The 15,638-nt window shown below is 42.7% G+C and carries 10 protein-coding genes; 6 read left to right on the forward strand and 4 right to left on the reverse strand.

Going from position 1 to position 15,638, the window contains the following annotated elements; genetic code table 11:
* The first annotated feature begins 7 nt into the window (after window positions 1–7).
* From AC1DCV_RS22825 to AC1DCV_RS22850, 6 genes are all read left to right on the forward strand, one after another.
* Entirely contained in the window at window positions 8–769 is a 762-nt protein-coding gene (locus AC1DCV_RS22825) for a DUF72 domain-containing protein (RefSeq protein WP_477025314.1), read from the forward strand.
* A gap of 295 nt (window positions 770–1,064) precedes the next feature.
* Complete coding sequence (locus AC1DCV_RS22830) at window positions 1,065–1,397, forward strand: hypothetical protein (protein ID WP_477025315.1); 333 nt, start codon at window positions 1,065–1,067, stop codon at window positions 1,395–1,397.
* Window positions 1,398–1,763: 366 nt separating this feature from the next.
* Window positions 1,764–5,141 (forward strand): SusC/RagA family TonB-linked outer membrane protein, encoded by a 3,378-nt coding sequence (locus tag AC1DCV_RS22835; RefSeq protein WP_477025316.1) that lies wholly within the window; start codon window positions 1,764–1,766, stop codon window positions 5,139–5,141.
* A gap of 21 nt (window positions 5,142–5,162) precedes the next feature.
* Complete coding sequence (locus AC1DCV_RS22840; protein ID WP_477025317.1) at window positions 5,163–6,638, forward strand: RagB/SusD family nutrient uptake outer membrane protein; 1,476 nt, start codon at window positions 5,163–5,165, stop codon at window positions 6,636–6,638.
* Window positions 6,639–6,715: 77 nt separating this feature from the next.
* Complete coding sequence (locus AC1DCV_RS22845) at window positions 6,716–7,603, forward strand: substrate import-associated zinc metallohydrolase lipoprotein (protein ID WP_477025318.1); 888 nt, start codon at window positions 6,716–6,718, stop codon at window positions 7,601–7,603.
* Between the two features lie 35 nt (window positions 7,604–7,638).
* A complete protein-coding gene (locus AC1DCV_RS22850) occupies window positions 7,639–8,550 on the forward strand; it encodes a DUF4302 domain-containing protein (protein WP_477025319.1) in 912 nt (303 codons plus the stop codon).
* A 108-nt stretch (window positions 8,551–8,658) separates the two neighbouring features.
* On the opposite strand, the gene AC1DCV_RS22855 is transcribed toward AC1DCV_RS22850, so the two are convergent.
* From AC1DCV_RS22855 to AC1DCV_RS22870, 4 genes are all read right to left on the reverse strand, one after another.
* Window positions 8,659–10,131: a RagB/SusD family nutrient uptake outer membrane protein gene (locus tag AC1DCV_RS22855; RefSeq protein ID WP_477025320.1), complete on the reverse strand. Its 1,473-nt coding sequence runs from the start codon at window positions 10,129–10,131 to the stop codon at window positions 8,659–8,661.
* A gap of 2 nt (window positions 10,132–10,133) precedes the next feature.
* Complete coding sequence (locus AC1DCV_RS22860) at window positions 10,134–13,775, reverse strand: SusC/RagA family TonB-linked outer membrane protein (RefSeq protein WP_477025321.1); 3,642 nt, start codon at window positions 13,773–13,775, stop codon at window positions 10,134–10,136.
* A 128-nt stretch (window positions 13,776–13,903) separates the two neighbouring features.
* The gene (locus AC1DCV_RS22865; protein WP_477025322.1) at window positions 13,904–14,914 is read right to left on the reverse strand and encodes a FecR family protein; all 1,011 of its coding nucleotides are present in this window, start codon (window positions 14,912–14,914) and stop codon (window positions 13,904–13,906) included.
* Window positions 14,914–15,504: an RNA polymerase sigma-70 factor gene (locus tag AC1DCV_RS22870; protein ID WP_477025323.1), complete on the reverse strand. Its 591-nt coding sequence runs from the start codon at window positions 15,502–15,504 to the stop codon at window positions 14,914–14,916. The genes AC1DCV_RS22865 and AC1DCV_RS22870 overlap by 1 nt, the downstream gene beginning before the upstream one ends.
* Window positions 15,505–15,638: the final 134 nt, after the last annotated feature.

Genomic DNA, 15,638 nt, shown 5'->3' on the forward strand with positions numbered 1-15,638 from the left:
GCTGCAGATGAAGAAGGGAACCTATTACACAGGCACCAGCGGATTATTGTTGCCCTATAAAAATCAGCAGTTTTACCCTGCTGCGTTTCAGGGTAAAAGCAGATTGTCCGTTTACGGCGCGTTGTTTAATAGCATAGAAATCAACAGCACGTTTTATAAACTGCCCATGCAAAGTACTATTCAGAAATGGGCAGATAGTGTACCGGCACATTTTAAATTTACTTTTAAGCTATGGAGAGAAATAACCCACCAAAAAGAACTGCATGTTAATGCGGAAGATGTCAGGCAGTTTATGGACATCATGGCAGCTGCCGGATCAAAGAAAGGTTGTTTACTGATACAGTTTCCGCCAGGATTGCGTTACAACCATAACTCCCACGTTAAAAAATTACTGGCCACCATCATCAAAGTAGATCCACACCGGGAATGGAAGCTGGCAGTAGAATTCCGGCATACTTCCTGGTACCGGGAAGAAACTTACCGGCTGTTAAGTAGCTGTGAAGCGGGAATGGTGATTCATGATAAAACAAATTCAGAATCGCCATTGGAAGAGATGGAACTGCCATTTGTTTATGTAAGATTTCATGGCCCTGCAGGTGATTATAAAGGTAGTTATGACGATGGTTTTCTCTACGAATACGCCGGGTACATCAGGGAATGGCTGGCGGCCGGAAAAGAAGTGTATGTCTATTTTAATAATACAATAGGAGCTGCCTTAAATGACCTGGAGTTACTAAAGTCTTATGTGGAGAATGTCCTTCATAAGTAGTAAGTATTCCTTCCATATTATTGATGAGAGAATATTTAATGGAACTTTTTTTTATCTCAAAAGTTACTTAACTTCACCTTCCCTTTAATTGATTGTTTTGTTACAGAATTGAATGTTACTCAAAATAACTATCCATGAATGAACTTTATTGTTTTTCAATCAAACATATTTTTTGCACGTAAAGTAATATCTGTAGCATCTTTGTGCAGATGGGTAAGGATAATTCCTTAGGCTTTGCTGTGTCTTATAAAGAAGCTTTTATTGCTAATTTTTCTTCACCTCAAATCACCATTTTATGGGAATCATTGCATTTTATGAAGGCAACAACGCCACCCAGAACATTGTTCAAACCGTGGAAGACGTTCCAGGGCAGGATTTTAAACCAGTAAGGAATGATGAGATCCGGTCAGCCAAACTCTATGGCGTACGTCCCGGCGCAGAGATCCGGGTGTATGACTCCCCTGATGCATCTACTAATGATGACTTCTGCATCGTTAACGTAAAGCGGGTGTCTCCAGAGTATGTGGTGGGTTCGTTTGAACGGACTTATGAGGATGAATACGTGAGAGTAACTTTCATCCGGAATAATGGCCTGGATGGAAAGATATCCCGTATCAGGATTAATTAAATTTTGCCTGGAAGCCGTATAGACTGTAAGGTTTATACGGCTTTTTCTATAATAAATGATTTACCCGTTACCTTGGAATTTATCCAGCCCCGCTTTCTTTGAGATTTTTTTTCCTCCCAGTCACCCTTTTTCACTTCTCGCCTGTCGTATATCAGTAATTTCATTTGCAACCAAATGTAATAAAACATAATCGGCTAAAATCAGACAGTGGGCCCACTGTTATAACGAAAGACTAAACCTGACTCGCTCCTGACCACCAGGTAGGGGATTAATTAATTTTATAACAGTATGAATATGGACTTTTACAGAGCGTTCCGTATAGGGAACCTGTGCGTGTCAACCAAATCATTTGTCAGGCCAGTCTTCATGATCAAACAATTATCACTGGTCATCGCCACTGGTCTTATATTAGTTGTAACGGGCACCGGGGAAGCCACAGCGCAGCAAAATCCGGTAAAGGGGGTATCAGCATCCAGGGCCGGCGATTCATCCATTATCGTTTCCGGTAAAGTAGCGGACGAAAAAGGAAACGCATTACCCGGCGTAGTGGTGAGAGCGGCAAACAGTAAGAAGGCAGCCGTGACCGGCAACCTGGGGGAATTCAGCATTGCGGCCACTCCGGACGATAAACTGGCATTTACTTTTTTAGGCTATGCTGCTGTTGTGAAAAATGTTAATGGCAGCAAACACCTGGATATAATCATGAAGCAGGGGGCAAAAGGCTTGAATGAAGTCATTGTAACCGGTTTCCAGGAAATTGATAAACGAAAATTTGCGGGTGCTTCTACCAGGCTGAAAGCAGAGGATATCCGGATGGATGGCACCACAGATATCAGTCGTGCGCTGGAAGGAAAAGCAGCCGGGGTAAGTATACAAAGTGTATCTGCCACGTTCGGATCTGCACCCAAGGTACGTATCAGGGGCGTCACCTCTCTTACCGGTGAAAACAAACCTTTATGGGTAGTGGATGGTATTGCATTGGAAGATGTAATTGATGTTTCCAATGATCAGTTGTCCAGCGGAGATCCATCTACTTTGCTTGCGTCTTCCGTTGCAGGACTGAATATGAACGATGTGGAAGATATTTATATCCTGAAAGATGCGGCGGCTACTTCTTTATATGGAGCCAGGGCTATGAACGGTGTGGTGGTCATCAATACCAAGAAAGGCCGTTCCGGAAAAATGACCACTAATTATACAGGCAACTTCAGCACACAATTAAGGCCCAGCTATAATAACTTCAATATCATGAACTCAGCAGAACAGATGTCTGTTGATGCAGAGATAGCCAGAAAAGGATTAATGAATCTGGCGGATATTGGCAATCGTGCCGACAAGGGCGTCTACGGTAAAATGTATGACGAGTTACAAACTTATAATCCTGCTACCGGGAAGTTCCTGCTGGAAAATACACAGGAAGGCAGAAAAGCTTTTTTACAACGTTACGCACTGGCGAATACCAACTGGTTTAATATCTTGTTCCGCAACTCACTGATACAGGAACATACGATCAGTCTTTCCGGAGGTTCAGAAAAAATGCAGTCTTATTTTTCTGCCGGATTCTATAATGACAACGGTTGGACAGTGGCCGATAAAGTCAAACGTTTCACCTTTAACTCCCAGAATAATTATACTTTTTCTGATAAATTATCTGCCGGACTAATTGCTACCGGATCTGTCAGACAACAGGAAGCTCCTGGTACAGTATCACGCAGCACCGATGCCTTCTATGGGAAGATGAGCAGGGATTTTGACATCAACCCATATAACTACGCATTAAATACCAGCCGCGCATTGACGGCTTATGATGAGAATGGCGACCTGGAATATTTTACAAGAAACTATGCGCCATTTAATATTCTCAACGAGCTGCAGAATAACAAGTTAAAACTCTCCGTCATAGACCTCAAATTACAGGGTAACCTGTCTTACAAAATTACCAAACATCTCAGGTACGATTTCCTGGGAGCTATCAGGTATGCTAAAACCAGCCAGGAAGACCTGGTGAATGAGAGTTCCAATAAAGCACAGGCATACCGGGCTGCTACCAATTCTGTTATCGCCAATGCGAACCGCTTTCTGTACAAGGATCCGGATAATCCAAATGCCTTCCCACAGATTGTATTACCAGTAGGTGGCTTTTATAACAGGAATGAAAATTCCCTGACCAATTATAACTTCAGGAATAGCCTGAACTATACAGAAACATTTGGTAAACATGACCTGAATGTATTGGTAGGACAGGAAGTTAAATACGCTAACAGACAAAATGCACTGAATACCGGTTATGGTTATCAATATGGTTATGGCGGTAGTGTAATTCCTTACTACCTCGCATTTAAACAGGCCAGTGAAGCCAACCTTCCGTATTTCGGTATGCAGCAAACATATGATCGTTATGCGGCCTTTTATGCCACTGCCGGATACACTTACAATAACCGCTATAACTTTACAGGAGCAGTACGTACAGATGGTTCCAATCGTATGGGGAAATCACCATCTGCCCGCTGGTTGCCTACCTGGAGTTTGAGTGGTGCATGGAACCTGGATCAGGAAAATTTTCTGAAAGATGCAGGAAAATTAAACATGTTGAAGTTACGGGCTAGTTACGGACTGACGGCAGATTTAGGCTCCGCTACCAATTCGGCCGCAGTACTAAAAGCGCAGAATACTTACCGTCAATATGCACGGGTAATTGAATCAGGTATTCAGATTATTGACCTGGAGAATGCCGACCTTACCTGGGAAAAGCAATACTCATTGAACGTTGGCGTAGATGCGGCACTATTTAACAACAGGCTCACCACCAGCATTGATCTCTATAGAAAAAAAGGATTCGATCTCATTGCCGGGATAAAAACTTCCGGCATAGGTGGGCAGGATGTGAGAGTCGCCAATTATGCCAACCTGAGCTCACATGGAATAGAAGTAACCATTGGTGCTGATATCATTCGTAGTACTGATATAGGATGGAAAACGAACGTGACTTTTGGTTACAACAAGAATAAAATTACCAACGCAAAAAATACCCCTATTATATTTGACCAGGTGAAACCAGAAGGTGGAAACAAAGATGGCTACCCGGTAAGCAGTCTTTTCTCCCTTGACTACAAAGGATTGGAAAGCAATACAGGAATCCCGTTGTTTGTGGATGAAAAAGGAGAAGTTTCCCGTAAAGTGAATTTACAGGATATAGAAACAAAATACCTGGTATACGAAGGACCTGTTGATCCACCTGTTACCGGTGGCTTTTCAAATACATTCCGCTACAAAGGTTTATCGCTGAATGTATTGCTTACCTACCAGGCAGGAAATAAAATAAGACTCAATCCTGTATTTAAATCCACCTACTCCGACCTCGACGCATTTCCAAGGGAGTTCCTGGACCGTTGGTCATTGACGGGCGATCAAAAGGTAACCAATGTGCCTTCTATTCTTGACGCCCTCACCAATTACAGAATGACGGATGCATATCCTTACAATAACTACAATTACTCTTCCGCAAGGGTGGCAGACGGAGGATTTATACGGGTTAAATATATAGCGCTCAGCTATGTATTACCTCCTCGTATGATTAAGAATATAGGGTTAAATAATCTGTCACTGACTGCTTCGGCCAGCAATCTCTGGTTGTTGTATTCCGATAGTAAACTAAGAGGACAGGATCCCGAATTCTTTAATGCAGGGGGTGTTGCTCAACCACTGCAACGCCAGTTGGTGATGTCATTAAAAGTTGGTTTGTAAGGATATTTTAAAAGAACTATCATGATGAAAAATATTATAAAAGTAAGTGTATTGATAGGTACGGGTGCGTTGTTACTAACCGCGTGCAATAAGTACCTGGAAGTAGATCCGGATAACAGAACCACCCTGGATACACCGGATAAGGTAGCACAAATGCTTACCTCAGCCTACCCGGATCAGGACTATATCTGTTTTAGCGAGTCCATGTCTGATAATGCAGGTGACAGGGGGCATTCGGGTGATCAATACAGTGGTGATCTCCGTGTAAACATTAATGCGTATAAGTTTATAGATTATGCGAGTACGGAACAGGGCTCTCCGGATGTTTACTGGCAAAGTTGTTATAAGGCAATCGCTGCAGCAAACCAGGCATTGGATGCTATTAATAAGGCGGCTAACCAAACTGYCTATAGTCCTTATAAAGGAGAAGCTTTGCTGGCAAGGGCTTATGCACATTTTATGCTGGTGACTTTTTTCTCAAAGGCTTATGATCCAGCCAGTGCAGCCACTGATCCTGGTATTCCATATGTGCTGGCACCGGAAAAAACCATCAATCCAAAGTATGAAAGGAAAACGGTGAAGTATGTGTACGAAATGATTGAAAAAGATTTGACCGATGGATTGCCGTTAATCAACAACAGCGCCTATAAAGTTCCTTCTTTTCATTTCAACAAAGCAGCAGCAAATGCTTTTGCTGCCCGCTTCTACCTGTTTAAGAAAGACTATATCAAAGTACTGAATTATACCAGCCGGATTTTCCCTGGCAATAATTTCGGGGATTACCTGCGTCCACTTAATACTACTTTTAGTACCGCCACCCGTGCAGAAAGACAGGCTGGATTTACAAGCCCCGATACAAAATCGAATCTGTTGCTTGCTACCACCAACTCTGTATGGGCAAGGGCCTGGATTGGGTACCAGTATGGATTAAACGCTGCTATTTCCAGAAGTGTGTTTTTTTCCGGGAATATCACCAGGGGGTCATTGGCCTATAATGTGTTTTATTATGGTTCCAATAACAACGATCAGGGCATCGAAAAGTGGCTGGAAAATTTCGTGCACACCAGCGCCGATATTGGCAATCCTTATATATATGTACCGTTGTTTACTGCAGAAGAAGTATTATTTAATCATGCAGAAGCAAGTGCGCGGACCGGAAATTTCAATGCGGCTATCGCAGATTTGAACACCTACTATAGCACGAGAGTTAGTAATTACGATCCGGTTATTAACGGTATTACTTTAGATAAAATTACCAGTTATTATAATAAGGCCACGGATCCTCTGGATGCTACCATTCAGGCAATTCTTGATACACGCAGATCCGAGTTTATGCAGGAAGGAATGCGTTGGATGGATATCCTGAGAAATAAACTCCCGGTTACACATAAAGATGATAAGGGCGTTATTATCAATATTACTGCTGATGATCCAAAGAAAGTGTTACAAATACCGCAGGTGGCACAAGCTAATGGACTGGCTCCTAACCCCAGGTAGTAGTGGTATTGATCCATGTAGGCATGGTACATCATGCGTGTTGAAATAATATATACAACTGATTTAAATTTTTAAGAATGAAATATTTAAAATCATTCATGTTTCTGGTAGTAATTGCAGGCGCTGTTATTTCCTGTAACAAGAAAGAAACGCTGAATGCAGATATTACCGGATTGGGTGGTGATTCATGGATACAGAGCTCCGTTGATAAGTGGCTATATGATTCTATGATAAAGCCCTATAATATAGAAATGAAATACAAATGGGATCAGTCGGAGTTTGATAAGAGCCTGATACTGGTACCCCCGATCGAGAATAGAGTAGTCCCGGTAACACAGGATATTATCAGCATATGGATTGCACCTTATAATCAGACCGCAGGCGATTCTACTTTTATGAAATTAAATACGCCGAAGCAAATTATGCTCTCCGGAAGTATTGCATTGCAAAGTAACGGTAATGCCGTAGCCGGCCTGGCAGAAGGTGGACTTAAAATACTGTTGTTCGGTATTAATTCATATAGCAGGCAGGATAGTGGGAGAGTAGCCGATATGGCGCATCTGATCCATCATGAGTATACACATATCCTGAACCAGAAGAAAGCTTATCCAATTGCTTTTAACCAGGTAACACCGGACGGTTATACCGGTAACTGGAGCGCTTTGCCCGACGATGATAATCCATGGACGCATGGATTTGTTACCAACTATGCCCGGAAAGAGCCAGGCGAAGACATTGCTGAACTGGTATCCACCATGTTGGTAATGGGCCGTTCCCGGTATGATTATACGCTTTACCATCCCTTCCCGGACTATCCTGACAGTCTTAATAATCCCGATGGTATCAGGTTGCTGAGAGAAAAAGAGAAAATAGTGGTGGGTTACTTTAGAGATGCTTATAACCTTGATTTCTATAGTTTACAAACCTCTGTTCAACAACAGATCCATAATGTGTTGCATCGATAGGTGCAGTCAGTTATTTCACTATAAATTTTACAGAAATGATTAAATATCTGGTATATATTATATTATTGGCTGCGGTGGTTTTTGTTTCCTGTAAAAAGGACCTTCATTCATCGGTTTTTGACAAATCTTCAGACCAACGGCTGAATGCTGTGCTGGCGAATTATCAGTCTATCCTGGTAGCAGCTCCTTACGGCTGGATAGCAACGGTGGTTCCTAATCCGGAAGAAAACGACAACGTATATGCATTCTGGTTTAAGTTCAACGATAGCAATCGGGTGGCTTCACGATGGAAAGACCAGCCATCATTAAACAGCAGTTACCGCCTTAAAGCATTACAGCAGCCTGAATTAATATTTGATACTTACACCTACCTGCATTTATTGGCGGATGCAGAAGCCAAAGTGCCTGGCGCACAGCCAGGTACAGGACTGAAGTCCGACTTCGAACTGGAAATTATTTCCGGTTCGGCAGATAGCTTTGTTTTAAAAGGCAAGTACAACGGATCTGACGTTACTATGTCAAGAGCCACTGTGAAAGATACTTCCGGCAGCGTTGTTATTCCGGGATATCCGTTGGCAGGTAATTACCTGGATACTTCTGTACGTATCCTGTACAAAACAACACTGGCAAATGGAACAATTGCAAGTACTGCGAAAATTTCCGGAGTTAAGACAGCCAATCCGATTAAATATGCCGGTACTGTGAGTGTAGACTACAGTGATCTGGGGGCATCTGGCTGGCAGTACAGCATCTTCGCGAAAAACGCTACGGACAGGGACATAACAGTTACTATTAATACAACAATGCAAAAGGGAATAAAAGAAGGTTCCTTTAAAGTGCTGGATAAGTCTTATGATCCGGTGAGCGGGCGCATATACTTAAAAACATTTTATACTAATTCCGCCGGTGCGGATCGGGTTACCGAAGAAATATTGATCCGGCAGTAATGTCAGGAAATGTAAGTCCTCATAATAGCGACTTTGGTTGATAACAGAGGCGGCAGTATTATTACTGCTGCAATTTAAATTTTGTAATGAAGATGTAGCTGTTAACTATCACTGAGGTATCCTGGTATTAAGGCCAAGTGGTCTTAATGCCGGGTTAACCTGTAAAGCTTTGGCCGGAATCTCCAGTGTATAACCAGGGTCGTTTTTTCGAAGTACAAATTGTTGCATGGCATGGACCTGCTGGTTAATTACCGGCGTAAAATAGTGGATAATAGCCGGACTGTTTGTTCGTCTGAGATCAAACCAGTTATGCAATTGAAACGCCAGTTCTTTTCTCCGCTCCATCAGTATTTCTGGTAACAGGTTTGGTTGATTCATCAGGGGATTGGAGGCACCACCCTTTACGCGATTGTTTTTTAATAGATAAATATCCGCTAGTGCTTTACCGGTTTCTCCCAGATGTGCATTCGCTTCTGCCCTGTTAAGATAGGCTTCTGCTGTACGGAAGGAAAAGCAATAAATGTTGCCGTAAGTGTTAAATGTTTTTGGAATAATCGTTGCATCATTGTCATAAAAATAACCGCCTAACCGTTGATCAGCTCCGGCATACAGTTGCAGGAGTTCCCGGGAAACACTAAAGCCATAACTATTTCCATCTCCGAAAATATTAAAGACATTTGGATTTAAATCATTATAAAAGGTATATATCACCTCTGGGTTATCTACCCCCAGAAGACTGGAATAAAAATCAGACCGGACATTGTTTTGGGTAGTGATATCATTTAAGACAGATTTGATTTCCAGGCATTTTCCTGCAAATGTAGCGGCCAGTTCCCAGTGTTGAAGATAGAGGTGTATCCTTGACAGTAACAGGTAAACAGCAGCAGGAGAATAGTGATAAATGCTTCCCGCTTTCCCGGATGCCTGTACATAAACAAGCGCATTGTTGAGATCTTCCAGTATTTGATTATAAACCTCATGTACCGAACTTCTCGGGAGATAAGTATTTACTAAAGTACTGCTTGTTTGCAATGGTACTCCCATGGAGTCGGCAATATTTGCCGGATCATAGGGTGTCCCCCAGATATTTACAAGATAATAGTAAGCCAGTGCTCTCGAAAAATGTGCTTCCCCCAGCAAAAATTGTCTGGAAGAAATATCTCCCTGGATGTTTTCTCCTTCATCGGTAATAATGTTGCAAACCTTTATAATTCTATATAGTCCCAGCCAGGTGTTATTCAGGATAGCAGAGGGAGAACGTCTTTCATCATATTGGGCATCATATATATTTTGCCAGGTGTAAAACGCGGAGTAAGCACCTCTCTCATCTACCGGGGGAGTGGGGCCTGTACTTTCTGTTACATCCGCTGTCATCATATCCAGAAAGTAAAGAGACAAGTCGCTGTTGGCCGACAGGCTCCTGCTCCATCCTTCACCATTCAGCATTTCGGTATAATCTGCCACTGTTTTTGGAGTACGCAGATTATCGGCCGGGGTATCCAGGTATTTTTTACATCCACTGAAGATACATATGGAGGTAAGCAGGCAGATGATATATTTTAAGTAGTTAATTTTCATCATTGCTAAAAATTTACATCCATGCCAAGTGTGAGAGAAGGCCGCCTGGGCATTGTTCCCGGGGGCAGTTCCGGGTCCTGACCATGCAGTTTTTTACTCGCCAGTAACAATACATCATGTACCTGTGTGTAACAGGAAATATCCTTAAACAGTTGCTTGCCGGCTTTGCGGGAATGAATAGTGTACTGCAGGGAAAGTGTAGAGAGGCTCACATGGCTGGCATTGACAGTCCGGATATCACTATTGTTATACATCTCAGATGGGAATGTAGACATCAGGTAAAGTGGGAGTGTTCCATTAAAGTATTGCATGGTGGCAGCATCAAAGCGATAATATTGTACAGGAGACATCGTAATGGGATCAACCAGATAAAGTCCGGATTGGTTACCCATGCCGGGGATATCAGTTGTTTTTTCATCGCCGGGTTGCTTCCATCGCTTCTCAATGGCGCTGGAAGTATTTTCAGCCGGGTTAGGTATAAATCCTCCGCTTCCGTAAAGGTTGATCAGTCGTTGTTTATAGCCGAGCTTTATCCGGAAAACGGCGCTAAGATTCCAGTTACGGTACCTGACATTCGTGGAGAAGCTACCATCTATTAAAGGGATACGACTACCTACAGGAACGAAAACATTGGCGTAGTATTCTGCCACCGTTGGTTGAACTGCATAGTCTTTATCATAAATTCCCCGGAAAGTTGGAAGTCCCTTGTTGTTGAGTCCTGTAAATCTGTAGGCATACATCGTATTAGGATCTGTTCCTGACTTGATAATGTTTCCATCCAGGTACTGTTGCTGATTGCCTATAATGCCGGGGTCCGTGAAGTTAGTTTGCAGTACACGGGTTTTGTTAAATGAAAGATTGGTGCCTACATTCCATTTCCAGTTGCGTTGCCGGATGATCTGCCATTGTATACCGGCTTCTATACCGCTGTTGTCCACACCCGCACTGTTATACATGCCTGAATTAAAGCCGTTTTCTTCGGCCAGGTCTATATTGGCCAGCAGATTGGTGCTTCGTTTATTATAGGCTTCCACCGTTCCGTAAAACCGGTTGTTGAAAAAAGAAAAGTCTATGCCCACATTGAATACATATGTTTTTTCCCAGCGCAATCCGGGGTTGGTGAAATTGGTCACGGTTGCCTGACCATCTCCGGAAATAACATTCCGCGACGAATTGGAAATGGATAGATTCGGTGATTTTATTTCAGGTAATCCGATATTGTATCCGTATGATATCCGGAGTGCGAGCAGGTTATCCGCATGCATCGTTTTTTTTATCCGGGGTTCATCGAGGATGCTCCATTTGAAGGCGGCAGACCAGGTCCGCTGCCAGGTTTCGTTACCATATTGAGCAAAATAATTGGCCCCATCCTGCCGGATGTTAAAATTAAGTGTATATCTGTCTTTATAGGAATATACCAGCATGCCGTACCAGCTCATCTGCCGGTATTTATTGATGATTTCCTCCGTAGGATGAATACCTGAATAGGGGAAAAAATTGTTGTACAAGGGATATTCCTTTGCTGATGGGGGATGGGCTACCTTTCCACTATCAGGATAATATCCAAGTATAAAAAGCTTGTTGATATCGTATTTTGATTGCCTTAATTCATTGCCGGCCAGCAATTGTATATAGTGTGAAGAGGTAGTGAAATTATATTCTATGGAATGACGGATGGTATAGTCACGTTGTTGGGTATTTGCTTCCTGGTATTCGCCTCCCGCCGGAAGAATGATATTTTGTTTTGCAGCATCACTGTATACTATACCCGACCCCAGTCCCAGCCGGTATTTGGAGGCGATATAATCGGTTGTCTCTCCTGCATAACTATTGTTTCGTGACCCGGACATCCCCAGGCCATATAATCCGTGAAGTTTAAATGAACGAAGAAATGTCCAGTCTGCATGGATGACTGCCTTGTAGGTGTTCACCAACGTACTGGTATGGCTGTTCTCCATGTCAGAAACAATATTGGACAATGCCACCTGAGAAGTGTCCATTACATAATTAGGCAGTGACCAGTTAGGCGTAAAAGGGGAGGAGCTGTAATACATTCGCTGCTGTCCTATGGTATAGGGCAGGCTCCTGGATGTATTATAGGCATACTGGTAAGGATTTGTCTGGTAAGGATAGGTGCCTGCGTGCTGAGAGCCGGATAACTTGATCCCGGCCTGGAATGCGGGGATAGGATGATAAGTAAGCCCTATCATCCCGGAATATTGCCTGGCTTGTGTGAAGATGGCAGGCCCTTTCTGACTGGCATAGCCCATAGACAAATAATACGCAGTTTTACTCCCACCTCCGTTTACAGATAAATGGTAGTTTTGCGCAACACCGTTGTTGAACAGAATATCGAACCAGTCTGTATTCATGGATTCGTAGCCTCTTTCCAGTTCCTCCAGTTTTTCCTTGCTCATATTCCCGTTAAGAAAGGCAGTATAGTCCCGTTCAAATCCCTGGGGAAGGATACCATTTGAAAAGGGTAATTTTTTATCTATAATTTCTTTTGACAACGCCATCCTTTGTGAGGCGTTCATCCGGTTCAGTTGATGATAGCCGGGCCGGAAGGTAATATTGGTCATTTGCGAAAATGTAACGGCCGGTGCTTTATGCAACATTCCGTTACGGGTAGTAATCAGGATCACGCCGTTGCCACTATTGACTCCGTATAATGCCGTTGCCGCAGCATCTTTTAATACATCTATTTGTTTGATGTCTTTGGGATTCAGGCCAGTGATAGGACTGGTCATCAGGTTTACATCGTCCAGTGAATTTACACTTGCAGCATCCAGTTTCACCGGCGGATTACTGATAATACCATCAATCACCCAAACAGGCTCCCGGTTCCCCAGTAGTGTGGCTGTTCCGCGTAGCCTTATTTTAGGAGCGGCTCCTGGATTAGTATTGTTTACGTTGATAGACAGACCAGGTGCCTGGCCTTGCAGCATGTTGTCTATAGAAAGCTGATCATTGCGATCCAGGCTGCCGGCTACAATATTGGTCACCGAGGCGGCAGAATATTTTTGTTTAATATTGGAATACCCGTTTATCACCACTTCGTTAATAGCAGTTAATATGGGTTGCAGAGAAATTGAGAGGAATGCAGGGCTTTTAATGGGCACCTGCTTCGTTTGCATACCAATGTAGGTTACCTGTAATATTGCATAGGGCTTCACGCTGAGATGGAATATGCCCGCGGTATCACTTTTTGTAAAATTGTTACTCCCTTTCTCAATGATCGTGGCCTGTGGTAAAGGATTTCCGTTTGTGTCTGATATACGGCCCGTCACTTCATTTACTGATAAGAGGTTGTCTTCACTATGGGTGGGTATGATGGCAATGATTCCATTTGTATGAACAATACGCAGCGCCTGATCTTTTAACAGGAGCTGTAATATGTTGTCGACCGTTTCGTTATCAACCTGCAGGCTTACAGGAGGGAGCTTTTTAATTTCCTCCGTATTGTAAAAAAAAGCGGTGCCTGTTTTTTCTGTAATCAGTCCTAGAACGTGTGCGATATGTTTGTGCCTTACGTGAATTGAAATGCGCGGAGATTGGGCATTGGCAGTCCATGTGAGTAAACAAATGACAAAGCAAAACGAACATTTCAGGTATGATGGCAAGGACAGATGTAACCAGTCCTTCAAAAGACAATTGGATTGGTTCATCAAATTAATGCGATAATGATGGATAACAAAAGAACGATATCAACTTTGGCCTGTCATTGTACTTCTCTAAGCAAAAGCTCCTCCCAATCCTGAAAGATAAATAATTATTATTTTATTTCAATGGTGCGGTTTAAGGTATCGATATTGAAATTAACAGGAGAAGCAGTGGTAGCTTTTATCAACTCCAATAACGGGAGAATGGTTTCAGGCCTGGGCATCAACGGAACATTATAATGAAGGCGGTTGAACTGCTCAGTTGTAAAAATAATCCTGTAGTCATAACGTAAGCCCAATTGTTTCATTAAATCATCAAATGCTACATCCGTAAATGCAATTTGGCCTGATTTCCAGGCAAGGGCAGTTGTTGTACTGCCTTGACTTACATGCAGTGCACCGGTGAGGGTATCATAGGCTGCCTGTTGCCCGGGCAGGAGGTATTGTGTGGTGGCAGGCTGGTCTGCCGTTCCTACAGTAATTTTACCTTGTGTCAGGGTCGTGATGATCTGCCTTCCATAGGCATTAATGTTAAACGAAGTCCCCAACACCTGCACTACCTGGCTATTCACTTTAACGATGAATGGTTGCTGTGTATTGGCGGCGATCTCGAAATAGGCCTCACCACTCATTTCCACTACTCTTTGTTTGCCGGTAAAAGCCGGTAAATAATGTAACCGGGAACCCGCATTCAGCCATATTTTACTGCCATCCGGTAGGATAACTGGTTGTGTATTGTTTTTTGGTGTTTCCTGGGTGATATACTTAAGCCCATCGGCAGCAGGCAGGCTTCTTTGCTTAAAAAACAACCATGCCGAAGCGGCTATGGCAAGCGGTATGAAAATAACGGCAGCATAGCGTATTACCTTGCGCCATATGGGAAACACAGCAGCAGTGGCCGGCAGTGATAACCGCGCTTTGAGTTTCGCAAGATCTTCCGCGGTATTTACGCCTTCCCAACCCTTCAGTTCACCTGCCTGTGTACGGATAGCAATTATTTCCTTTAAAAGTTCAAGTTCTTCCCCACTCATTTGCCCGGTAGATACAGGCAATCCGCTTTGCTCATCGAGCAAATGATGGATCTTCTCCCAATCTACTTCCGTGTTTTTTCTATGCTTACCCATTATATTGTATTAAGACAGTTGAAAAGGAAAAAAGGGTGACTCCCCATATAAGAGGTGGACAAAATCAGGATGGACAAAATTTCACGGTTTTGTCTCAGGAATAGGTAGGCTTTCCGGATTTGTGTTTTTACGGTATTGATGGAAATATTCATTTGTGCAGCTATCTCCAGGTACTTTAATCCTTCAATAGCGCTCATCGTAAAAATCTTGCGCCGTTGTTCCGGTAATTGGTTGATGGCTTTTAAAAGCCTTATGCTGTAATTTTCATTTTCCTTTTCCTTGTTGCCTGGTTGCAGATCATCCTCGCTATATAGCAATCTTTCAATTCCTTGTTGGTGACGTAGCTTTACCTGCTCACTTTCAAGATAGTTAAGGCTCCTGTTTTTAACCGAAATATAGGCATAAGATTCAAAGTTATCAGGCTGCTCCTGAAGTATATATTTTTCCCAGTATTTCACAAAAAAATCCTGCACTATATCCTTTGCTGCATCATTGTTTTTCACAATAGTATAAGAAAACTGACACAGTACTTCGTAATACTTATTAAATAAATATTCCAACCTGATCTGGCTAAGGCTTGAATTGCTCATATTATTGCTAACACTAAAATGGCGTCGGAATTACTGTGTTTATTGTAACCTTTTCATTCGTAAATATAAGTGATATAAACATATGATGCCTATGAAATCAAGGGGGAGCTGCTAACCCTGTTCTCCCCATTTAT

Source organism: Chitinophaga sp. 10T418, assembly GCF_056394125.1.

Excerpts from the sequence above, each read along its gene's own strand:
- AC1DCV_RS22825 (WP_477025314.1), top strand. The coding sequence starts at position 8 with ATGAAGAAGGGAACCTATTACACAGGCACCAGCGGATTATTGTTGCCC.
- AC1DCV_RS22830 (WP_477025315.1), top strand. The coding sequence starts at position 1,065 with ATGGGAATCATTGCATTTTATGAAGGCAACAACGCCACCCAGAACATT.
- AC1DCV_RS22835 (WP_477025316.1), top strand. The coding sequence starts at position 1,764 with ATGATCAAACAATTATCACTGGTCATCGCCACTGGTCTTATATTAGTT.
- AC1DCV_RS22845 (WP_477025318.1), top strand. The coding sequence starts at position 6,716 with ATGAAATATTTAAAATCATTCATGTTTCTGGTAGTAATTGCAGGCGCT.
- AC1DCV_RS22850 (WP_477025319.1), top strand. The coding sequence starts at position 7,639 with ATGATTAAATATCTGGTATATATTATATTATTGGCTGCGGTGGTTTTT.
- AC1DCV_RS22855 (WP_477025320.1), bottom strand. The coding sequence starts at position 10,131 with ATGATGAAAATTAACTACTTAAAATATATCATCTGCCTGCTTACCTCC.
- AC1DCV_RS22865 (WP_477025322.1), bottom strand. The coding sequence starts at position 14,914 with ATGGGTAAGCATAGAAAAAACACGGAAGTAGATTGGGAGAAGATCCAT.
- AC1DCV_RS22870 (WP_477025323.1), bottom strand. The coding sequence starts at position 15,504 with ATGAGCAATTCAAGCCTTAGCCAGATCAGGTTGGAATATTTATTTAAT.